19 protein-coding genes and 2 tRNA genes are annotated in these 21,199 nt (G+C 67.3%); 4 read left to right on the forward strand and 17 right to left on the reverse strand.

Translation table 11 applies throughout. From position 1 onward, the window contains the following. Positions 1–28: 28 nt before the first annotated feature. Positions 29–1,321, reverse strand: a complete 1,293-nt coding sequence (locus tag R1101_RS0100345; protein WP_016931504.1) for a lipase family protein — start codon at positions 1,319–1,321, stop codon at positions 29–31. A gap of 215 nt (positions 1,322–1,536) precedes the next feature. On the opposite strand from R1101_RS0100345, the gene R1101_RS0100350 reads away from it, so the two are divergent. Continuing rightward, positions 1,537–2,643 carry a hypothetical protein gene (locus R1101_RS0100350; protein WP_026002732.1) on the forward strand — a complete coding sequence of 369 codons (1,107 nt, stop codon included), beginning with the start codon at positions 1,537–1,539 and terminating at the stop codon, positions 2,641–2,643. A 28-nt stretch (positions 2,644–2,671) separates the two neighbouring features. Here the strand turns inward: R1101_RS0100350 and R1101_RS0100355 are convergent, their stop codons facing one another. The 4 genes from R1101_RS0100355 to R1101_RS0100370 form a co-directional block, all read right to left on the reverse strand. Continuing rightward, positions 2,672–3,649: a R2-like ligand-binding oxidase gene (locus R1101_RS0100355; RefSeq protein WP_016931505.1), complete on the reverse strand. Its 978-nt coding sequence runs from the start codon at positions 3,647–3,649 to the stop codon at positions 2,672–2,674. Positions 3,650–3,694: 45 nt separating this feature from the next. Beyond that, positions 3,695–4,870, reverse strand: coding sequence for a Dyp-type peroxidase (locus R1101_RS0100360; protein ID WP_016931506.1), 1,176 nt, complete (start codon positions 4,868–4,870; stop codon positions 3,695–3,697). Next, complete coding sequence (locus R1101_RS0100365) at positions 4,863–5,369, reverse strand: copper chaperone PCu(A)C (protein ID WP_016931507.1); 507 nt, start codon at positions 5,367–5,369, stop codon at positions 4,863–4,865. Before R1101_RS0100365 ends, R1101_RS0100360 begins: the two co-directional genes overlap by 8 nt. Before the next feature lie 77 nt (positions 5,370–5,446). Continuing rightward, positions 5,447–5,947: a hypothetical protein gene (locus R1101_RS0100370; protein ID WP_016931508.1), complete on the reverse strand. Its 501-nt coding sequence runs from the start codon at positions 5,945–5,947 to the stop codon at positions 5,447–5,449. Positions 5,948–6,089: 142 nt separating this feature from the next. On the opposite strand from R1101_RS0100370, the gene R1101_RS0100375 reads away from it, so the two are divergent. The 3 genes from R1101_RS0100375 to R1101_RS0100385 are packed head-to-tail and all read left to right on the forward strand — an operon-like array spanning position 6,090 to position 8,501. After that, positions 6,090–7,220: an FtsX-like permease family protein gene (locus R1101_RS0100375; protein WP_026002733.1), complete on the forward strand. Its 1,131-nt coding sequence runs from the start codon at positions 6,090–6,092 to the stop codon at positions 7,218–7,220. Beyond that, the gene (locus R1101_RS0100380; protein WP_016931510.1) at positions 7,217–7,897 is read left to right on the forward strand and encodes an ABC transporter ATP-binding protein; all 681 of its coding nucleotides are present in this window, start codon (positions 7,217–7,219) and stop codon (positions 7,895–7,897) included. Before R1101_RS0100375 ends, R1101_RS0100380 begins: the two co-directional genes overlap by 4 nt. 31 nt (positions 7,898–7,928) lie before the next feature. After that, entirely contained in the window at positions 7,929–8,501 is a 573-nt protein-coding gene (locus R1101_RS0100385) for a TetR/AcrR family transcriptional regulator (RefSeq protein WP_016931511.1), read from the forward strand. A 42-nt stretch (positions 8,502–8,543) separates the two neighbouring features. On the opposite strand, the gene R1101_RS0100390 is transcribed toward R1101_RS0100385, so the two are convergent. From R1101_RS0100390 to R1101_RS0100450, 12 genes are all read right to left on the reverse strand, one after another. Further along, positions 8,544–8,975: a class I SAM-dependent methyltransferase gene (locus tag R1101_RS0100390; RefSeq protein WP_016931512.1), complete on the reverse strand. Its 432-nt coding sequence runs from the start codon at positions 8,973–8,975 to the stop codon at positions 8,544–8,546. Positions 8,976–9,073: 98 nt separating this feature from the next. Continuing rightward, positions 9,074–9,146 (reverse strand) — tRNA-Ala (locus R1101_RS0100395). Positions 9,147–9,283: 137 nt separating this feature from the next. Then, positions 9,284–9,357: transfer RNA gene (locus tag R1101_RS0100405), tRNA-Ile, on the reverse strand. Positions 9,358–9,432: 75 nt separating this feature from the next. Next, positions 9,433–10,659, reverse strand: coding sequence for a DUF3566 domain-containing protein (locus tag R1101_RS0100410; protein WP_016931514.1), 1,227 nt, complete (start codon positions 10,657–10,659; stop codon positions 9,433–9,435). Continuing rightward, positions 10,660–13,164 (reverse strand): DNA gyrase subunit A, encoded by a 2,505-nt coding sequence (gene gyrA, locus R1101_RS0100415; protein ID WP_016931515.1) that lies wholly within the window; start codon positions 13,162–13,164, stop codon positions 10,660–10,662. It abuts the gene before it with no gap. A gap of 149 nt (positions 13,165–13,313) precedes the next feature. Continuing rightward, positions 13,314–14,147, reverse strand: a complete 834-nt coding sequence (locus R1101_RS0100420) for an MHYT domain-containing protein (protein ID WP_026002734.1) — start codon at positions 14,145–14,147, stop codon at positions 13,314–13,316. Positions 14,148–14,279: 132 nt separating this feature from the next. Further along, on the reverse strand, positions 14,280–15,119 hold the full coding sequence (locus R1101_RS0100425) for an MHYT domain-containing protein (protein ID WP_016931517.1): 840 nt from the start codon (positions 15,117–15,119) through the stop codon (positions 14,280–14,282). 146 nt (positions 15,120–15,265) lie between these two features. Beyond that, on the reverse strand, positions 15,266–16,078 hold the full coding sequence (locus R1101_RS0100430; RefSeq protein ID WP_016931518.1) for an MHYT domain-containing protein: 813 nt from the start codon (positions 16,076–16,078) through the stop codon (positions 15,266–15,268). Further along, positions 16,078–16,632 carry a GTP-binding protein gene (locus R1101_RS0100435; RefSeq protein ID WP_016691076.1) on the reverse strand — a complete coding sequence of 185 codons (555 nt, stop codon included), beginning with the start codon at positions 16,630–16,632 and terminating at the stop codon, positions 16,078–16,080. The genes R1101_RS0100430 and R1101_RS0100435 overlap by 1 nt, the downstream gene beginning before the upstream one ends. A gap of 13 nt (positions 16,633–16,645) precedes the next feature. Continuing rightward, the gene (locus R1101_RS0100440; RefSeq protein ID WP_016931519.1) at positions 16,646–17,020 is read right to left on the reverse strand and encodes a DUF742 domain-containing protein; all 375 of its coding nucleotides are present in this window, start codon (positions 17,018–17,020) and stop codon (positions 16,646–16,648) included. 13 nt (positions 17,021–17,033) lie between these two features. Next, entirely contained in the window at positions 17,034–17,450 is a 417-nt protein-coding gene (locus tag R1101_RS0100445) for a roadblock/LC7 domain-containing protein (protein WP_006550917.1), read from the reverse strand. Continuing rightward, entirely contained in the window at positions 17,447–21,001 is a 3,555-nt protein-coding gene (locus tag R1101_RS0100450) for a sensor histidine kinase (RefSeq protein ID WP_016931520.1), read from the reverse strand. The genes R1101_RS0100445 and R1101_RS0100450 overlap by 4 nt, the downstream gene beginning before the upstream one ends. Positions 21,002–21,199: the final 198 nt, after the last annotated feature.

The raw sequence follows: 21,199 nt of genomic DNA on the forward strand, positions 1-21,199 counted from the left end.
CCGGATCGGCCGCGAATCGGCCGGAGCGTCAGAAGGTTCCGCAGTTGGACGGTGCGGGCTCACCACGCAGTCGCGCCTCGATGTACGCGACGGATTCGGGCAGCCCGGCGATCATCGGCACCGCGTGGTTGATGACGAAGCCGGGAAGGACGGGCGGCGTCGTGTTGGGCAGGAACTGCACCGTCGCGCCCTTGTCGCACCAGTCCAGCGCCAGCTCCCTGCCTTGACCGTAGGGAACGGTGTCGTCCTGCGTACCGTGCTGCAGCAGGACGGGCACGGCCGGAGTGCGCTTGCCGATGCGCTGTTCCTCGAGGATCTTCCGGACCTCGGGGAGGCGGCCGAGCACGATGTCGAGGGGCTCGCCCGTACGCGTGTAGTCGCCGGTGCGCTGGAACGCGAAGTTCGCCACCGTCTCCGGGACGCACTGGTTCGCCACGGCCGCGAGCATCTGCCGGCCACGATCCCCGATCTCTGCGTCGATCTCGTCGCGCAGTTCCGGGTACGCCTCGCCCAGACCGTTGATCGTGTAACCGATCGCACCGGTGAGCAGCGTGCCGTCGATCTGCTTCAGCGTGGCCACGAGATCGGCAGGCGGAGCACCCACGTAGGCACCGGCGAGGTTCAGTTCGGGGGCGTACTCGGGAGCGAGCTCGGCCGCCGCGCCCGATGCGCCGCCACCCTGCGAGTAGCCGAACAGGCCGACCGGGCTGTTCTCGGTCACCGAGGCGTTCTCGAGTTTCAGCGCCGCACGCACCGAGTCGAGGACCGCGTGCGCCTCAGCGGCCCGGTTGACGTAGGTGTGGTGCCCCGGCGTACCGAGACCGTCGTAGTCGGTGACGACCACGGCGATGCCCCGCAACAGCAACGCGTTGATCGACAGCACCTCGTACTCGGTGAAGAGGTCGAGCGGTGGGTTGTAATTGACGAGCGCCCCGAGATTTCTCGACGGCGCACACTGGTCACCCTGACCGTGGGTGCCGACGGCCAACGCGACGAGCGGACGGTCGCCGGGACCGCTCCACGGGGTCGACGGCTCGATGTAGGTGCCGCTCACCGCGTTGGGTGCGCCCTTCGCATCGTTGCTGCGATACAGGAGCGTGGTGCCCTGACCGGGGAAGACGCCGTCGGCGACCGGCACGCGCAGCGCCAGATCGGACGGTGCTGTGCGCAGGACGTCGCCGGGAGCGCCCGCCGGCAACAGGTCGGGTGGGAGGTAGAAATCCGTCTCGGCTCCTGCGGTCGTCGCGGTTCCGAGAAGCCCACCCGCGAGGACGATCGTCGTCACCGCCGCGGTGATCCATGTCCGAGCACGCCCCACCATGTTGTTCCTCCCCCTGGACACACCGGCACCATGTGTCCCTCGTCACGGTGGTACGGACTGTAACACGTACCTACCCGCAAGTAGGGTCGGCACTTTCCGGCCGGTCTGCCACAATCGTTCTTCGCGCCCGAAGCGGTGTATTTGTCCGGCCTACCCGCAACGGGTCGGGTCCTCGGCAGCACGACGGGCGGACAGCCTCTCGAGGAAGGGAAGACATGGCGATCGGTGTCGGCCTCCGGATCGGGCGAGTCGTGTCCACGGCGGTCATCGCATCCAACGAACCCGGCACTCCCGACCCTGTCGTCCTCGCCCGCGACACCGTCCTGCACGTCGACCACGACGGCACCACGTCGCTCGGCAGCGTGGCGCACGGGGACGAAGCACGCACGATCGCGGGGTTCCTCACCCGGGTCGGCGACGCCTCGGGCATCACCGCGAGCGACGGTCGCATGTACCGCGCCGAGGACGCGATGGCCACCGCCATCCACTGCCTGTTGCGGGAGTGCCACCCGTTGCCGACCTTCGGCGGCATGGACCGGGACAGCGATCCCGGCTACGCCGCCACCTACCCGTCGCACTGGGATCCGGACACCATCGCGACCTTGCGTGCCGCCCTGGACTACGCGGATCTGCGGCACGTGGATCTCGTGTCCGACGCGCAGGCGGCCGCTGCCTGGTACGCCTCCGAGATCTCCGAGACCCCAGGCCAACTCGTGGGGGTCTTCCATCTCGACGACGGCGGTTCGACGGTCACCCTCGTACGCTCGGGCGTGCCCGCCGGCAAGGCCTACCGCACTCCCGCTCAGGGCGCTCCGTCCCCGGCGGCCCAACTCGCCACGGCCCTCGGATCGTTCGGCTGGATACCGGACAATCTCGAGGCCGTCGTCGTCATGGGCGACGGTCTCGTCGCACGCGATCGCACCCACATCCAGGAGATCGCGAACAGCCTCGCCATGAAGCTCACGGTACGCAGCCTCGTCGGGCCGGGCCCGGAACAGACGGCGGCGCTCGGCGCCGCGATCCTCGCGGCCGGATTCACGCCGGCACGCGAGACCAACAAGACCCGGATCGGACTTCCGCCCTCCTACGACGAAACCGACGTGCTCACCGGCGGTTTCGCTCGGCTACGCGAACTCGAGGAGAGACGTCTCGGGGCCGAGAGCACCGCCGAGAACCGCGGAGCAGCGAAGAAGGAGGCCGCACCCGTTCCGGTGCTCACCACGGGTACCGCGGACGAGAACACCGGCAACACGAGAACGGTCGTCATCGGGGTGGTCGCCGTTCTCGTGCTGATCGCGATCCTCGCCGGCATGCTGCTCTGATCGATCCCCTGTCTCCGATCGACCCCGCTCAGTCCGCCGGGGTGCGGTCGGGAGCGGGAACCGCAGCGAGCGCGGCGGCGTCCTCGTCCCCGAAACGGTCCTCGAGCACGGCGGGAGCGAAATCGAGATCGATCTCCTCCAGCGGACGTCCGCGCGCGGATTCTATTGCGCCGAGCCGTCTCTGTGCCCGGTCGGCCGCATAGGAGATGAACTCGTCGTTGTCGAGACCGTAGGGCTGTTCGTCGAACTGCTCGTTCTGCCACTGGATCATGCCGGTCGCGAGGGGAAGCAACTCCTCCATCCGCTGCAACACGACGTTCCAGTTCGAGTCGTCCGCTGCCACATGCCGTCGGCAGGTGAAGGTCCCCCACGCCATGTGCCGGCGCTCGTCGGAGCCGATCCGCCGGATGATCTCCTGCATGCCCGGCAGGATCCCGTACTTGGTGCACACCTTCTGCCACGCGTAGTAGCCCGTCAGCGCGAGACTGCCCTCGATGACGTGGTTGTAGGTGACACTCGCGCGGACCTGATTGGCCGGGGACGGATCTCGATCGAGCACGCGCAGGCTGTGCGGCAGCTCCTCGTAGAACAGCCGCCGGTAGTAGGGATTCTCGGCAACGAACGGGTGCAGGTCGGACGTCAGTCCCACGGTGTCCATCCAGCGACGGAACACCTGCACGTGCTTGGCCTCCTCGTAGCAGAACTGGGTCAGGTACATCTCGTCACCCAACCGGCCCTCCGCTTCCATGGCGCGGAGGAACGGAAGGATGTCCTGCGTGACGGCCTCCTCGCCGGCGACGAACAACGCGACCAGGTAGGTCGAACTGCGGCGTTGTTCCGAGTTGAGCGACGCCCAGTCCTCGGCGTCGTGGGAGAAGTCGATGTCCATCGGATCCCAGTGCGCTGCGTTGCCCTTCGCGAAGAGCCGGAGCGGGAAGGCGTCCCAGTTCAGGCCGCCTTCCCGCAGCGACGCGAAACCCTGACGTATCTGTGTAATCTCGGTCACACCCTCGAGGCTAGACCTCGATTCCACATACGTCGCGGTCTTGCCTCAGACACCCAGCAGAGTGTCGCCGGGATACCCCTCCGGACCGAATCCCGGAGGGACGAGAAAGACCGCCGATCCGATCGGCGTGATCCACGGATTCAGCGCGTCGTGCTCGGCGAGGCGCTGCTGCACCGGGACGAACTGACGGTCCACGTCCACCTGATAGGCGGCGAACAACAGACCGGCGCCGTCCTGATCGTCGTAGTTGTAGCCGCGTCGCAGGAACTGCTCGTCGCCGGTGCGGGGACGTGCCCGCGCGACGTGCGATTCCGGTGGGATCACCGGGATACCGAACCGGTCGGTGGCCTCGAAATCGGCGTCGTCGTGTTCCTCCGAACCCGTCAGCGGAGCGCCGTTCGACAGTCGCCGGCCGAGCGCGAGTTCGCGAGCCGGACGGTCCAGCTCGTCCCACGTGTCGAGTTCCATGCGGATCCGGCGCAGCACGAGCGAGGTGCCACCGGCCATCCACGGCGGGTCGCCGGGATTCCACACCTGCCGGTCGAAGTCCGGGCTGCGCGGCACGGGATTGACGGTGCCGTCGACCTGTCCCATGAGGTTGCGCATCGTCGTCCCGTCGGGCCGCGTACCGGCCGCACGCCGGAATCCGCGCTGGATCCACCGGACCGTCGCCAGCGATCGCACGCTCCTGGTGAGTGTGCGCACAGCGTGCGAGACGGTCACCGGGTCGTCTGCGCAGACCTGCACCAGCAGGTCACCGCCGGACCATCGCTCCTCCAGCCGGTCGATCGGGAAGGCCGGCAGCGGCTTCAGCCACACCGGTCGCCGGTCGGTCAGGCCCGCAGCGGCGAAGACCGCGGGACCGTAGCCGACCGTGACCGTCAGACGGGCCGGGTCGACGGCGAGTTCGGGCTCGGTGTCGCCCAGCGCCGGCGTCCCGGTGGTGAGTCGCCGCGAATCCTCGGCCCACACCCGCATGATCCCGACGAGCCCGTCACGATCGACACCGTCGGCGAGGTCCAGTGCCACGAACGACACGAACGACTGCGCGGGGGTGTCGATACCCGCCTGATGGGCACCGTGGATCTCGACGGTCTGCGAGCCCCTCGGTTCGGGCGCACGGGACGCGACCGCTGTGCCACCGCCGACCGCACCGAGCCCGGCCGCACCCAGCGCGGCAACACCGCCACCGAGCAGGGTGCGTCGAGTGAACCTAGCCATCGTGGGCTGCCCCGTCGTGGGACGGCACGTACTCCTCCTGTGCCCCGGCGAAGTCGCGGACCTGGGCCGTGAACTCCTCGGTCGATCCGTCTGCGAACTCGAGGGTGAAGGTCACCGTGCTCCCGGGTCGCAGAGGCTCCACGAGGTCCATGAGCATGAGGTGGTCGCCGCCGGGCGCGAGGGTGTGCACGGTGTCCGCGGGGATGACGAGCCCGTCCCCCATCTCCTGCATCACCATCGAGGCGCCGTCGGACGACACCATCTCGTGCAGTTCCGTGGTGGCGGATGCAGGACTGGACGCGCCGACGATGTGCACGTCACTGCTGCCGGTGTTCTCGATCTCGGCGAAGGCGCCGGTCATCCCGGCGTCGGAGGCCTTGACCCAGGCCTCGGACACGACGACGGCCTCGGCCGAGTCGGTGGTGCCGGTGTCGGACCCGCAGGCGGCGGCGAGCAGGGCCGTTGCGGCGATCGCAGTGCCGAACATGGTCTTCTTCATGATTCTCCGTAAGTGTCGGTGCCTCTGCGGGCACACGGAACGAGCGGTCGCCGGCGGCGGCGACCGAGAAGGTTGACCTAGCGGAGAACAACGGGAGGTGCGCGGCTGCCGGTTCCGCCGACGAGTAGTACGCCGGGACCGATATCGGGGCGGTGGATCGTCGGGACAGGTTCGGCGACGGCCACGGGCAGCGTGCGGTACGTCTCGGGAACGATCCGGCGCAGCGCTGCGAGTGCTGCTTCGCAGCCCTTCTCGGCGCCCCGTACCAGTACTGCGGCGAGGAGGACGGCAACCGCGTGGGCGGAGATCATTCCGGATCCCGGTGTGTGCAGGTGACCGTCGTGGAGTCCCAGCACGAGGTGGCCGGCGACCTGCCCGAGGACGAGGACGAGCGGCACCGGAAGCCTGGTTTCGCCGGTGAGGACTCCGATGGCGAAGGCAAGCCCGAGGAGGAACACCAGGGCGTCCTGGTGGGGAATTGCTCCGCCGGCGAAGGCGTGCGCGGCGATGCTCAGTGCGGCCGAGATTCCGCTCACGAAGACCGCGCGCATGCGCATCACGGTGTTCACCTCGGCCATGAAGTCAGAATACTTCCCTCACCTGCGATTACTACCTCATGTAGTAACCATCACGAAATATAACGACAGCTCGTCGGTAAGATATCGACGTGCCGTCGAGAAGATTGGGCACATATCCGGTCCAGCCCACGAAGGACTCCGCATGTTTCTTGCCATGCGCGAACTATGGTTCGCGCGCACCCGCTTCCTGTTGATGGGCGCCGTCGTCGCGCTCATCTCGATCCTCATGGTGATCCTGTCCGGTCTGTCGTCCGGTCTCGTCGTCGACGGCGTCTCCGCACTGCAACGCACACCGGTGCAGGCATTCGCCTTCGCCGAAGGAACCAAGGCCGACTCCGCATTCTCCCGATCCGTGGTCACGGAGGACCAGGCCGATGCCTGGCGTGCCCGCCCGGACGTCGCTCGGGCCGAACTGTTCGGCAACACCATCGTCAACGCGAAGACCGAGAGCGGGGTCCCCGTGGACCTCACACTCTTCGGCATCCGGCCGGGCTCGTTCCTCGAACCCTCGGTCGCCGAGGGGGCACCGCTCGGTGGTGACACCGATGTCGTCCTCAGCGACAGCGCCCGCGCCACCGGCGTCGAACTCGGCGACACGATCGTCGTCGATCGTCTCGGTACCCGGTTGGACGTCGTCGGGTTCGCCTCCGACAAGCGCACCTTCGGTCACGTCGACGTCGCCTACCTTCCCCTGAGCACCTGGCAGGAGATCCACGCCGGTGTCCGGCTCGGTGAACAGGTCCCTCCGAGCGCGTACACCGAAGCCAGTGTGGTCGCGATCGAGGGTGTGGACGGAGCACTGCCCGATCTCACCGCGGGTGACGCAGCGGCCGGTACGACAGCGAAGATCCTGGAGGAATCGTTCGATTCCTCCCCCGGCTACAGCGCCGAGATGATGACGATGTCGATGATCACCGCCTTCCTCTACGCGATCTCAGCCCTCGTCGTAGGAGCGTTCTTCACGATCTGGACCGTGCAGCGCAGCCGTGAGATCGCCGTCCTCCGCGCCATGGGCGCCTCCACCGGATTCCTCCTGCGCGACGCCCTCCTGCAGGCCGTGATCGTGCTCGTCGGCTCGGTCGCCTTCGGTGTGCTCGTCGGTCTCGGACTCGGGTCGGGCCTCGAGGGCAGCGGCATGCCGTTCGTCCTCGAATCCGGCCCCGTCGCTCGAGGTGCCGTCCTGCTCGTCGTCCTCGGCCTGCTCGGCGCCGCCCTCGCCGTGGTCCGCATCGTCCGTGTCGATCCGCTCGCTGCCCTGGGAGAGAACAGATGACCGTCACCACCTCCACCGGCCTCGCACTGTCCGACGTCTGCCTGTCCTTCGGCGACGGCGACAGCACGGTCCGCGCCCTCGATCACGTCGACCTGGGCGTCGAGCCGGGTGAGCTGGTCGCCGTCGTCGGGCCGTCCGGTGCCGGCAAATCGAGTCTGCTGGCGGTCGCCGGTGGCCTCAGCCGACCCACTTCCGGCACCGTGAACGTCGACGGTATCGAGGTGACCGCACTCGACCCGCGGGCGACCGCGAAGCTGCGCCGGGAGCGGGTCGGCTTCGTATTCCAGTCCGGCAATCTCCTCCCCGCCCTGACCGCACGCGATCAATTGCTCCTCGTCGAGAAGATCGCCGGACGCCCCGGACGGAACCCTGACGAGCTGCTCGCCTCGGTGGGCATGGAGCACCGCGCCCATCGGCGACCCGGGCAGCTCTCGGGCGGTGAGCGTCAACGTGTCGGCATCGCGCGGGCCCTGATGGCCGAACCGTCGTTGTTGCTCGTCGACGAACCCACCGCCGCCCTCGATCGGAAACGCAGCCACGAGGTCGTCGAACTGCTGGCACGGGAAACCCACACCAGTGGAGTGGCTACGATCATGGTCACCCACGACCACGAAATCCTGCGGCACTGCGACCGCGTGCTCGAGATGGTCGACGGAAGACTTCGACCACACGACTGAACGGTCGACAGCCGAACGAGGAGGGCCGGCGGTGCCGAAGATTTCCGCAGCGACGGTCGCGGAGCACCGCGCCGCGCAGCGCCGTGCCCTCCTCGACGCGGCACTCGTACTCCTCGCCGAGAAACCGGAACAGGCACCCTCGCTCGGCGACGTGGCGCGTCGCGCGGGTCTGGCCCGGTCGAGCGTCTACAACTATTTCGATTCGCGCGACGACCTGCTGCACGCGGTCGTCGTCGACATGTTCCCGCGCTGGAACACGCGCGTGATCGAGGCGATGGAGAAGGTGTCCGATCCGACGGAGCGGGTGCTGACGTACATCGACGTCAATCTGCAGCTGGTCGCCGAGGGAGAGCACGCGATCGTCGGTGCTCTCGCCGCTTTCACCCCTCAGGCGTTCAGTGACGAGAGCATGCACGCCATGCATCAGGACCTCGTCCTCCCCCTCGTCGACGCGTTGCGGGCTCTCGGAGTCGCGGATCCCGAACTCGATGCCGAGCTCGTCACCGCGCTCGTGCACAAGGGAACGGAATTGATCGAGGCCGGTCGCGGGCTCGACGACGTACGTGCCTCGATCCGACGGGTCCTCACCACCGCCCTGTCCTGATGTTTCACGTGAAACGGTGCCCCGGTTAGGGACCGTTCACGATCATCTCGGGATCGGAAGTTCCCTCAACGGATCACCACCGTCGATGAACAGTCGCGCATCCGGGCGCGTCGCCGCCGCGATGCGTGCCAGAGCTGCCCTACCGGCTTCGGGGTGACGTCCGTCGAGGGCGCCGACCCTGATTGCGAAGACGAGGTCGAACGGCTCCTCGTCCACGCCCGGGACGAAGTCCTCGACGGCGACACAGCGCGCCCTCAACCGGCCCGCAGCGATCAGATCTCCGGACGACGAGGTCAGCCGGTCGATCGCCACCGGGGACCGGTCGAGAGCGAGAATGTGTCCGGTGGTCAACCGTTCGGCGACCGCACGCGCTGCGGCCCCGGGCCCACAGCCGATCTCCAGCACCCTCAGGTGCGGCTCCAGAGGCAGGGCCGCGACGATCTCGGCGAGTCGCGGAGAGAGGCGAGGCGTCACCCTTCGAGTGTGGGATGTAGGCACACCAGCCGGGGGCAGCAACAGAGAAAGGGCGCTTCCGGAATCCCGGAAACGCCCTCTATCTGAATATTTTCTTGTGGAGCCTAGGAGATTCGAACTCCTGACATCTGCCTTGCAAAGGCAGCGCTCTACCAACTGAGCTAAGGCCCCGTCCGCCGCTTCAGCGACTGGGAACCGCGTGCCATTCGTCTTCGCTCCGAAGCATGCGAGCGATTCCGAGAACGATCAGGAACCCGGTTCCCACGAGTGCGAGAACCTTCATTCCGATCACCCTTCCGGCACGGGAGTGGGCCTAGGAGGACTTGAACCTCCGACCTCTTCGTTATCAGCGAAGCGCTCTAACCGCCTGAGCTATAGGCCCTCGAACCGAGATGGAACACTACCCCACCGAAGCCGCCAGAAACAAATCGCCTCGGCGGGGCAGCGTTCCCGCAGGTCAATCCGGGTCGGCGAGGGTCGCCTGAACACCCCCGACGAGATCGGTGCAGAGGTTGTAGATGAACGCACCGAGAGTCGCGAGAGCCGTCAGCAACACCGTGTTGGCGATGCCGATGATCGTCGCGTAGCCGAACACCTGGCCGGCCGAAACGAGCGCACCACTACCGGAGTCGGAGACGATGTCGGTGAACGCACTGTTGAGGCGTTCCCACACCCCCATACCGGCCAGCACGCCGTAGAGCAGGCCCACCGCGATCATCCACACGAAGAACAGCGACACCGAGATCACCGACGAGATCTTCAGCATCGACCACGGGTCGATCCGGCGGATCTGGACGGTGGCTCGCAGCGGTCCCGTGGCAGGGATCGCCGTGGGAACCGCAGTCGTGGCGGCAGCCGCGCTCACCTGAGGGGTCTCCCCCGTGCTCGGCGAACCGGACGACGGATGCTTCACGGCGGACAGATCGGGCAGATCCTTGGCGAGATCCTTGCGCTCGATGTGCCGGGTCGGACCGTCGATGACCGCGGACTTCGCCTTCGCCGCAGCGGCACGATCCGCTTTCGCCGCAGCGACCCGGTCGGCCGCCGCCCGAGCGGCATCTCCGGAACCGGCGGGGCGAGCCCCTCCGGCGGCCTTGGGAGCGGCCGTACCCGTCACGACGGGACGCGTCGACGGATTCGCACCTCCGGGCGCAGCACCCTTACCCGCGGACGCAGCGGGACGCTGAGGCGATCCGCCCTGTTTGGAGAGACCGGGGCCGACACCGGGAACGTTCGTCTGCGGAGCGTTCTGCTGGGCACCCGACTGCGCCGAGGCCGTTCCCCGCTGCCAGGGAGGGGTCGGGCCACCGGAGCGAGGCGACTGACCTGTGCGCCCCTGACCATCGGCCACGGATACACCACCGGACTTCGGTGCGCCCTCCTGGACCGGTTTCTCCGGGGTCACCTTCGCCGGTGCCTCGGCGGCCTTCTGCGCGGGTGCCGTATCTGCCGGGGAATCGTCGCGACGCGGCTGCTCCGGCGCCCCCGCTGTCGGACCGGACGAGTCCTGCGCCGGTGCCCCGGCCGCCTGGGACGGCCGGTTCTCCGGCGCCGGTTTCTGCTCCGGTGCCGTGCCCTGCTGCTGACCCGATTTCTCGGGTGTCACCTCGTTCTGTGTACGGTCCTCCGGCTTCCGACCGGGTTGCCCGCGATCGGCCCCGTTCGGTCCCTGGGGAGTGCTCACTTACGACTCCTTAGCTCCGGCTGCGTCGGCTTCGTCCGGCTCGTCGGCGTTGCGTGCGATCGCGAGCAATGTATCGCCCTCGGCCAGATTCATGAGCCGCACGCCCTTGGTCTGACGGCCTGCCTTGCGCACCTGCTTCGCCGCAGTGCGGATGACACCGCCGCTCGAGGTGATGGCGTACAACTCGTCGTCGTCCTCGACGATGCGTGCGCCGACAAGGGTGCCACGTTTCCGGTCGTACTGGATCGTCAGGACGCCCTTACCGCCGCGGCCCTGCACCGGGTAGTCCTCCATCGCGGTGCGCTTCGCGTAACCACCGGACGTTGCGACCAGCAGATAGGTGCCTTCCTTGACGACATTGAGCGAGAGCAGCCTGTCGTCGCCGTTGAACCGCATGCCCTGCACACCGGAGGTCGCGCGGCCCATCGGACGCAGTGCCTCGTCGGTGGCCGAGAAGCGGATGGACTGGCCCTGCTCCGACACGAGCAGCAGGTCGTCGTCGGCGGAGCACAGTACGGCGCCCACCATCTCGTCGTCGCCGCGCAGATTGATCGCGACGATGCCGCCCGAGCGGTTGGAGTCGAAGTCCGACAGGCGCGACTTCTTCACCAGACCGTTGCGGGTGGCGAGCACCAGGTAGGGGGCGTCCTCATAGGTCTTGAGACGGATGACGCCCTGGATGCGCTCGTCGGGCTGGAAGGCCAGCAGGTTCGCGACGTGCTGACCACGCGCCGTGCGGTTCGCCTCGGGCAGCTCGTACGCCTTCGCCCGGTAGACGCGGCCCTTCGTCGTGAAGAACAGCAGCCAGTCGTGCGTGGACGTCACGAAGAAGTGCTTGACGATGTCGTCCTGCTTGAGCTCGGCTCCCTTGACGCCCTTACCGCCACGCTTCTGCGAGCGGTACAGGTCGGTGCGCGTGCGCTTGGCGTAGCCGGTCTCGGTGATGGTGACGACGACGTCCTCGCGTGCGATGAGGTCCTCGTCGTTGACGTCGCCGTCGGCCGCGACCAGCCGGGTGCGACGATCGTCGCCGTACTTGTCGACGATCTCCTTCAGCTCGTCGCGGACGATCGCGCGCTGCCGCTCGGGCTTGTCGAGAATGTCCTTGTAGTCCTCGATCTCGCGCTCGATCTCGGCGAGGTCGTCGATGATCTTCTGCCGTTCGAGAGCGGCGAGGCGACGGAGCTGCATCGCAAGGATCGCGTCGGCCTGGATCTCGTCGACCGTGAGCAGGTCGATCAGGCCGGCACGCGCGATGTCGACGGTCTGCGACGCACGGATGAGCGCGATGACCTGGTCGAGCGCGTCGAGCGCCTTGACCAGGCCGCGCAGGATGTGGGCGCGTTCCTCGGCCTTGCGCAGCAGGTAGCGGGTGCGCCGGACGATGACTTCGACCTGGTGGTTGACGTACAACCGGATCATCTGGTCGAGGCGCAGCGTGCGGGGCACCCCGTCGACGATCGACAGCATGTTGCAGCCGAAGCTGGTCTGCAGCTGCGTGTGCTTGTACAGGTTGTTGAGGACGACCTTTGCGACGGCGTCGCGGCGCACCGTGACGACGATGCGCATTCCCACGCGGTCCGACGACTCGTCGTGGATGTCGGAGATGCCGGCGATCTTGCCGTCCCTGACCTGCTCGGCGATCGAGGTGATCAGGTTGTCCGGGTTGACCATGTACGGCAGCTCGGTGATCACGATGGTGTTGCGACCCTTGGCGTCCTCTTCGATCTCGACGACGCCGCGCATCTTCACCGAGCCGCGACCGGTCGTGTACGCATCGTGGATGCCCTGGGTGCCGGTGATCAGGCCGGCCGTCGGGAAGTCCGGTCCCTTGATCCGCTCCATCACAGCGGCGAGGGTGGTCTCCTCGTCGGCCTCGAAGTTCTCGAGCGCCCAGTAGATGGCCTCGGCGACTTCGCGAAGGTTGTGCGGAGGAATGTTGGTGGCCATACCCACCGCGATGCCACCCGAACCGTTGATCAACAGGTTGGGGATACGGCTGGGGAGAACCGTCGGTTCCTGCGTGCGACCGTCGTAGTTGGGCTGGAAATCGACCGTCTCGTGGTCGATCTCGCGCAGCATCTCCATCGCGAGCGGCGTGAGCCGGCATTCGGTGTACCGCATGGCGGCCGCGCCGTCGTTGCCGCGGGAACCGAAGTTGCCCTGGCCGTCGACGAGCGGATAGCGCATCGACCACGGCTGGGCCAGACGCACCAGCGTGTCGTAGATCGACGAGTCGCCGTGCGGGTGATAGTTGCCCATGGTCTCGGCGACCGCGCGCGCCGACTTCACGTACCCGCGGTCGGGGCGGAAGCCGTTGTCGAACATCGCGTAGAGCACGCGACGATGCACCGGTTTGAGGCCGTCACGCACGTCGGGCAGAGCACGGCCGACGATCACGCTCATCGCGTAATCGATGTAGCTGCTCTGCATCTCCTGCTGGATGTCGACGGGCTCGATGCGGTCGTGCCCCGGCCCCTCGGGAGGCAACGTGGTGTCGGTCATGAGCTCCTTCTTCTACTCGGCTCGCACGCCCCGGCTCCGGCCTTCGGCCGGACGGACGTCTCGCAACCACACGAGTCTATAGGTGCAGGTCAGCTGGTGCCGCGAAGGACAGGCACTTCACATGCCGAGATCTGTCCGGAACGGGGCTCTCACATGTGGGATCCGGTCACGGGGTCGCGGTCGACCTGCCGTTCCACCTCCGCCGCCCACTGCTCGAGCCGGGCGTCGCGCACGGCGTCCTCCGGGTCGGAGGCGAGCAGCAGCGCGGTGATCGGCACGGCCAGGACGATGATGCCGAGAACGAACGCAGGAAACAGCAGCGACAACACGGTCATGCCTTCCGGCGTGGGCAGACTCGGGTCGAGGGTGACCCGCACCCCCGCCATACCGGTGTAGTGCAACGCCACGACCGCGCATCCCATGACGACCGCGGCGACGATGCGGATCTCGAGCCGCCGCGCCCGGCGCGCGAGTGCGAGGGCAACCGTGGAGGCGACGACACCGATGATCACCGACGCGATCACGTAGCCCGTCTCGTGTTCGATCGTGCCCCGGATGCGGATGGCGAACATGCCGCTGTAGTGCATCATGCTCACCGCGGCGCCCATCAGCAGACCGCCGACGAGCAGACGCACCGATTCCGCCACCTGGCGCTTGCTGACGGCGTGCACGTCGGCGATCCTCAACCCCACGAGAGTCGCGACGACGGCGAGAACGACCGAGAAGACGGTCGGTGCCAGCTCGTACCGGATGGCTGTGCCCGGCACGGAAAAACCCATCATGCCGATGAAGTGCATGAGCCAGATACCCACACCACCGATGGACAGCGACGCCATGAGGAGCCACCAGTTGCCGCTGCGCCGGGGCTCGTCGAGCGACCGTCGAACGCAGGACAACCCGACGAACGACCCTATTACCGCAGTGGCATAGGACAGGAAGAATACCCACATCCCCATGGAGAAGTGGTGTACGTCGTGTGACACGTGGGCCCTCACAGTGGCACGCTGTCACCACCGCGCTCGGAGGGCGCGCGCCACGACCTACCCGATGCGAGCTGCACCCCGACTGTCCAGCAGCGTAAGAGACCTTATCGCACTGTGGGCGTTCACATCACATCACCGTTCCACACGTCGTTCGTCGGGACCGGACATAACATCGGGGCGGTCCTCACCCAGCCAGCTCGCCATTTCTCGTTCCTGCTCGAGGTCCTGGGTGCTCGCCGACGCCATCAGAGCGACGACCGGGACAGCGAGCAGCGCGACGCCGATGATGAATCCGGGGAACAGCAGAGTCATGATGGTCATCCCCTCCGGGTTCGGAGCGGACGGATCGACGGTCACCGCGATCCCGGCCATTCCCGTGTAGTGCAACGCCACGACAGCGCATCCCATGACCGCAGCGGCCGGGATCCGTACGGCGGGCCGTTCCGCGACCCGCGACAACCACAGCGCCACGACCGACGCGACGACACCGATGGCCACGGACGCTGCGACGTACAACCGTCCCTGCTCGAGTTCGCCCTGAACCCGCACCGCGGCCATGCCGCTGTAGTGCATGCCGGCGACGGCGAACCCCATGATCACTCCACCGATGAGAATCCGCACGTCGGACGGCATCGCGCGGAGCCACTGCACGTCGGTGTCGACGATCCGTAAGCCGAACAGGGTGGCTGCGACGGCGAGCGCAACCGACAGCAGCGTCAGTCCGAGGTCGTAGCGGATGGTGGAACCGGGTACGTCGAATCCCATCATCCCGATGAAGTGCATCAACCAGATCCCGACACCCCCGATGGACAGGGCTGCCATGAGCGTCCATCGGGTTCGGGCGACCGATGTCCACGCGTTCGCGGCTTTGCGCGCGCAGGACAGACCGGCATAGCATCCGACCGCGGAAGTGATGTAGGCGAGGGCGAAAACCCATACCCCCATGGAAAAATGGTGAACCTCGTGCGACATGTTGCCCCCAGGAGAGCGGCACGCACGACGCATCGGTTCGTGTCGTGCCGAGTAGACCGACAGCGCCCCCCGACGCTATCCAGCAGCGTACTCCCCTTTTCCGGTTTCAACCAGATGTGCTGGGTGACAATATATTCGGAAAATCTTCAGAAGGTCCGTCCGTCGACGGACTCCACCGGTCCTTCCGCAGCCCACCGCTCGGACTCCGCTTCCAGTTCCGCCGCAACCCGATCCGGCGCCTGAAGCACCAGCACGATGGGTACGGCCAGCAACAACAGACCGACGACGAAGAGCGGGAAGAGAATCGAGAAAACCTCGATCCCACCCGAGACCACCACCGCGGGATCGATCTTCACACGCACCGACGCGGCAGCGAGAAAGTGCACGGCGATCACGGCCGCACCGGCCAGCGCGCTACTGAGCAGGCGTTTGGGCCACGTGTCCGCGGTCTTCACCTGTGCCAGGAAGCCCAAGGCGGTCACGACCGCCAGCACCACCGCGGCGACGACCCAGACGGGATCGAACGTCAGTGAACCCCGGATCCGCACCGCGGCGAGGACCGTGAACGGTACGGCTGCCAGGCCGGCGCCCAGCACCAGAGCCCCCATGACCGTGCGGCCGAGGGTGGCAGGGCTGTCGCCGGAAATCGCGACGAGCAGGGCCACGTACACCGACACCATCGCGACGAGTATCGAGAACACGATGGTGACGGTGTCGTACCGCACCACGCTGTCGTCGACGTTGAAGCCCGCCATGGGCAGGAAGACGGCGAGCCAGACACCCACACCGCCGCTCACCAGCGCCGCGAGAATCATCCAGTACGAACGCAATCGATCGCTGGAGGTGGTTCGTACACGCCGAGCACCGGTGCCCCCGACGAACACCCCGATCGCCGAGGTCAGGTAAGCGAGGACCGTAACCCACGACCCCATCGTGAAGAGCTCGAGGCCCTCCCCCATTACTGGGTCACCGGCTGGTGCAACTTGCGCAAGGCATATTCGGTGACGGTGACCAGCGCCTGCTTCGCCGATTCCCGTGCTCGGGCGTCGATGGAGACGATCGGCACATCAGCCGAGATCGCCATCGCCTGCCGGATGTCCTCGAGCGGGTACCGGGGAGCATCGTCGAATTCGTTGATGGCGACGATGAACGGGAGATTGCGCGCCTCGAAGAAGTCGACGGCGGCGAAGCTCTCGTCCAGGCGACGCGTATCGATCAGCACGATGGCACCGATGGCGCCGCGGATGAGGTCGTCCCACATGAACCAGAAGCGATGCTGTCCGGGGGTGCCGAACAGGTAGAGGACGAGGTCGTCGGCCAGACTGATACGACCGAAGTCCATGGCGACCGTAGTAGTGGCCTTCTGCGGTGTCGCAGAGAGGTTGTCGACGCCGTCGCTGGCGTTCGTCACGAGCGCCTCGGTGCGAAGCGGCACGATTTCCGACACCGCCCCGACCAGAGTCGTCTTACCGACGCCGAAGCCTCCGGCAATGACGATCTTGGTCGAGGTCACGCGCTTCGTGGCGTTAGAGTTCGCGAAGTCCACTGAGGACCCTTTCAATCAGCTCACGACGCTCCGCGTCGCTCGAATCGTCTTTCAGCGTGGCCAGGATCTGTACGTGTCCGGCTTCGACGAGATCGGCGACGAGCACGCGTGCCACGCCGATCGGCAACCCCACGCGCGCGGCGATCTCCGCGACGGAGGGTGATTCCTTGCACAGCTCCAGGATCGTGGCGTTGATGTTGTCCAGATCCCGAGACCGATCGTCGGTACCCGGAATGGCCTGGATGAGCGCCTCCAACGCCAATTCGACCGCAGGACTCGTACGTCCCGAAGTCAGGGAGTAGGGCCGGACCAGACTGGGCTGATCCGGCACCGACTCCGGCTTCCGCGATTCCATGGCCACCTCGACGTCAGGACCCTAGACCGACCCGCGGAGTGGCTTCGACCGAAGCACCCACTCGATCGACCAAGAGCGCCATCTCGTAACCGACCTGTCCGATGTCACACTCGGAGGCCGTCAGAGCCGCAAGGTGGGAGCCGTCGCCGACACTCATCAGCAACAGGTAACCGTGCTGCATCTCCACGACGGACTGCAGCACACCTCCCCCGTCGAACAGCTGCGACACACCGTTGGACAGACTCGCCAGGCCCGAGGTCACCGCAGCGAGCTGCTCGGCACGATCCACCGGGAGGTGGGCGCTGGCGGCCATGAGAAGGCCGTCGGCGGACACGAGTACGGCATGCGAGACACCCGGGACTTCGCGCGCGAAGTTGGAAACCAACCAGTCCAATGGACGAGCTGCGTCGGATCCATGATCAATATTCATCGAACTCCCTGTTCGTCGTTCTCGCGATTGCTGGTATTCGCCGAGGCGCGTCCGTCGCGGACACCCTGCTGATGGCGGCTCAAGTTGGCCCGGATGGCTTCCGGGTCTCGACGTCGAATGGTCCTCGGCAGTTCACCCGTTGCCGGCGCCCGTACGGCACCCGGCACCAGGCGTTCGCCGGGGGCACGCCGCGGAAGACCCGCGGTGGTGTGCTCCTCTACGGGGGCTTCCGAAGCACGCTGAGCTGCTTCCCAACCCGCGTCCGCGGCGGAGTGCCATTCCCGCTTCCTGCGATCCTCCGGAAGGCTCGTCGGGTCGACGAGCCAATCCGACATCATCGTGGTGAAGATCGGAGTGTTCGCCGGCTGCGGACGGGCCGACGCCAGGTCGGACCGTGGCTGGAAGAACGACGCCGTCTTCGCCGAGTTGGTCCGGTAGCGGTGCCGGGCCGCCTGCTGCGCGTCGCTGCGGGGCGACACGGAACCACCGTCGGCGATGCTGGGCCCGGACGCCGCTGCGGCCGAATCGAATCCGGAACCGTTGGTGGCCGCAGCAGGTCGCTGCGGAAGCCCCGGAGTGCTGCCCGGCTGACGACGCGGCAGACCGGGCGCGCTTCCCGGACGCCGCTGCGGAAGACCCTGGAAGAGTTCCGACTGACGACGGCCCGGATCCGAGGCCGGCGCGCGCTGCGGCAGGTCGGAACGGCTCGGTGCCTCCGTCCGATCCGTGGATTCGCCACCCGCGAGCGGACCCGCCATCGGCTGCTGCGGCCGGTTCTGCGGAACCGAGGGGGACGATCCGGATGCCCGTCCCGGAAGCCCGGGAGTCGCGCCCGGACGACGCTGCGGAAGACCGGGGGAAGCGGGGCGCGGCTGCGGGGAGGGCGCACGATGCGCCGAGTCCTGCTGCGGCTCGCGGACCGGCAGGGACTGCTGCGAGTCCCATGCCTGCGACTGATCCTGGCGGCTGTCGCGTGTGGGCGCGGAATTCGTCGGCGACAGACCCGGCGTGGCACCGGGGCGACGCTGCGGAAGACCCGAAAGTCCTTCACGACGAGCGGGATCGGTGTCGGGCCGCGGAGTGGAACCGTTGTGTCCCTCACCGTTGCGACCGTCGGCCGAGTGCCCGTTGGTCTCTTCCGGTCCGCGGCGAGGACCGCGCGGGGGCAGGGACGACGCGAACGCTGCTGCGGCATCCGGTTCGATCCGGCGCGGCTGCGGCGACCTGGGCGGAGTCGGCAGACCCGGAGTCCCGCCCGGCTGACGAGTGGGCAGACCCGGAGTTCCGCCGGGGCGACGTTGCGGAAGACCCGACGGCCCGAACTCGCGCGAGGCCGACGGTGTCCGGTCGTCGGGCGAGGACGCTCGAGAGTCGCGCAGCGAGGGTGCCGGAAGTGACGACGGAGGCGGGGCGAACTCGTTCCGTCCCGATTCGCGTTGCGACTCGTCCCGGCGCTCGTCCTGGTAGGACGGCGCCGTGTCCCGCGCAGCGGAAGGGGTTTCGTCGACATCGCTCGCGTAACTGTCGTTCGCGTAGCCGGCTTTCGCGTATGCGTCGTCGGACTCGCCGGCCCGGACATCGTCGTTCGCGGCCTCGGGAAGACCCTGCCGTGCGACGGGCGCCGAGATCGCCGGCGGTGCCGAGTACTCCTCCGGCTCCAGTTCGAGAGGGGGCTGAGGACCGGTGTGCGACAACGCAAGCGGGGACACCAGCAGCACGTCCGGGATGTGGACGCTCGCGGTGATACCCGGGTTGCGTGCGGTGTCGAAGGTCGGGCGCAGACGCACGGTGAGACCGTGCCGCTCGGCGAGTCGCGACACCACGAACAGACCCATGTGACGTGCGGTGTCCGGACCGACCTCGCCGCCCTTGGCGAGACGCTGGTTGATGACCTCGAGTTCGTCGGCCGGGATACCGATGCCGCGGTCGGCGATCTCGACGAGCAGACCGCCGTCGACGGCACGCGCGAAGCTGAAGGTGACGTTGCTGTCGGGCGGTGACGCACGCAACGAGTTGTCGACCAGCTCGGCCAGGAGGTGCACGATGTCGGTCGCGACCGCGCCACTGAGAGCACCGTCGGGCGTCGAGCCGATCTGTACGCGCTGGTAGTCCTCGACCTCCGACATGGCGGCGCGCAGGATGTCGCCGAGCTGAACGGGCGCGGAGTGACCACGACGCATGCGCGTACCGGAGAGAATCAGCAGGTTGTCGCCGTTACGACGCATACGCGCGGCGAGGTGGTCGAGACGGAACAGGCTCTCGAGTCGAGCGGGGTCCTTCTCCTCGTACTCGAGTCGTTCGATGAGACCGAGCTGCTGCTCCACGAGCGACTTCGACCGACGCGCGAGCGTCTCGAACATGTCGCTGATCTGCAGACGCAGGTGGGCCTGCTCGCCGGCGAGGCGCAGAGCCTGCCCGTGCATGTCGTCGACCGCGCGGGCGAGCTGCCCGATCTCCTCGGTGGTGTGCACCGGGACGCGGGTGAACTCGATGTCCTCGATGTTGTCGCCGACCTTGATTCGGTCGATCGCCTCGGGAAGCTCCTGCCGCGCCACCTTCAGGGTGCCGTAGCGCAGACGACGGATCGGCCCGACGAGCGAACGCGACACGAGCAGTGCGAGCACGAGTGCCGCGAGCAGGGCCGCGAGCACGATCGCGGTATCGCGGAGCGCAGCCGAGCGGGTTTCCGCCGCGCGTTCCTGAATGGTGGTGCTGACCTGGTTCGACGCTTCTTCGATGATGGTGCCGTAGATGTCGACACTGTTGAGCAACGACGCGCGGAGGTTGAGAATCGGGAGCGGGCCCGAACCGGCCGCGTCGACCATGTCGGCGCGCTCCTGGACGCCGGACCGGAGTTCCGCGATCTGCGCGTCGGCCATGGGGTAGGAGCGGGCGAGCAGATCGAGCATCGCGAGCTCGGCACCGGACGCCGACACCAGGGCGGTGCCGGGCTGGGTCGGGTCGCCGATCAGCTGGAGCAGACCGAGAACCTGACCGAAGAGGTAGCGCTGCGAGTACCACGCGTTGATCAGCTGGTCGCCGTAACCGATGATCTCGCGATCGTCGACCTCGCCGAGGATGGCCTCGACGATACGGTTGAGGCTGTCGCGCACCTCGTTGGTGACGGCACCGATCTCCTCGATCGGCACCGGACCCGCCTGGATCTTCGTGTAGAGCGACTGGGCCGTGGCGGCGGTGCGGCTGAGGTCGGCGGTCACGGCGGGATCGAGCTCGGGGTTCTCCGTGATCGAGGCGATCGTGCCGAAAGCGTCACCGAGAGCCGCCATTTCCTCGGGGGTCGCCGTTCCGACCGCGGCATCCGCGGTGGCGGTGGCGAACGCCGTCGAGAAATCGACGATGTCCGGCACGGCCGCAACCTGATCGGCTGCGGACGAGAAGTGGACGGCGTTGCTGAGCTCGTTCTCGACCCGAAGACCACCGAGGACCATTGCCACGGTCACGGGGACAGCGAGAACAGCGGTGACCTTCCTGCGAAGACCCCACCCCTCGATGTTCCACCACCGCTGCTGGGGCGGCGACTTGTCACTCATGGATCACAGCTCTCCTTCCACCCCGTCCGCGCCGGGCGACGAACACCAGTCGGCACTGCACTCCGATGAGCGCGTTTTCGATCGAGTGCAGTCGAACGAGACGTTTCGGGTGAGGGCACCATATCGGGACATACAGCGGATACGGAAGAGTGAGTTCTTCCCGTACCCCCGCGCTGCCCCGGCCCCCTCGTCGGCAGC

It is taken from the genome of Rhodococcus sp. R1101 (assembly GCF_000278445.1).
GTDB classification, from domain to species: Bacteria; Actinomycetota; Actinomycetes; order Mycobacteriales; family Mycobacteriaceae; genus Rhodococcus; species Rhodococcus gordoniae.

Bases quoted from the DNA above. Each gene is read 5' to 3' on its own strand.
- R1101_RS0100345 (WP_016931504.1), bottom strand. From the start codon at position 1,321: ATGGTGGGGCGTGCTCGGACATGGATCACCGCGGCGGTGACGACGATC.
- R1101_RS0100350 (WP_026002732.1), top strand. From the start codon at position 1,537: ATGGCGATCGGTGTCGGCCTCCGGATCGGGCGAGTCGTGTCCACGGCG.
- R1101_RS0100360 (WP_016931506.1), bottom strand. From the start codon at position 4,870: ATGGCTAGGTTCACTCGACGCACCCTGCTCGGTGGCGGTGTTGCCGCG.
- R1101_RS0100365 (WP_016931507.1), bottom strand. From the start codon at position 5,369: ATGAAGAAGACCATGTTCGGCACTGCGATCGCCGCAACGGCCCTGCTC.
- R1101_RS0100370 (WP_016931508.1), bottom strand. From the start codon at position 5,947: ATGGCCGAGGTGAACACCGTGATGCGCATGCGCGCGGTCTTCGTGAGC.
- R1101_RS0100375 (WP_026002733.1), top strand. From the start codon at position 6,090: ATGTTTCTTGCCATGCGCGAACTATGGTTCGCGCGCACCCGCTTCCTG.
- R1101_RS0100380 (WP_016931510.1), top strand. From the start codon at position 7,217: ATGACCGTCACCACCTCCACCGGCCTCGCACTGTCCGACGTCTGCCTG.
- gyrA (WP_016931515.1), bottom strand. From the start codon at position 13,164: ATGACCGACACCACGTTGCCTCCCGAGGGGCCGGGGCACGACCGCATC.
- R1101_RS0100425 (WP_016931517.1), bottom strand. From the start codon at position 15,119: ATGTCGCACGAGGTTCACCATTTTTCCATGGGGGTATGGGTTTTCGCC.
- R1101_RS0100430 (WP_016931518.1), bottom strand. From the start codon at position 16,078: ATGGGGGAGGGCCTCGAGCTCTTCACGATGGGGTCGTGGGTTACGGTC.
- R1101_RS0100440 (WP_016931519.1), bottom strand. From the start codon at position 17,020: ATGGAATCGCGGAAGCCGGAGTCGGTGCCGGATCAGCCCAGTCTGGTC.
- R1101_RS0100445 (WP_006550917.1), bottom strand. From the start codon at position 17,450: ATGAATATTGATCATGGATCCGACGCAGCTCGTCCATTGGACTGGTTG.
- R1101_RS0100450 (WP_016931520.1), bottom strand. From the start codon at position 21,001: ATGAGTGACAAGTCGCCGCCCCAGCAGCGGTGGTGGAACATCGAGGGG.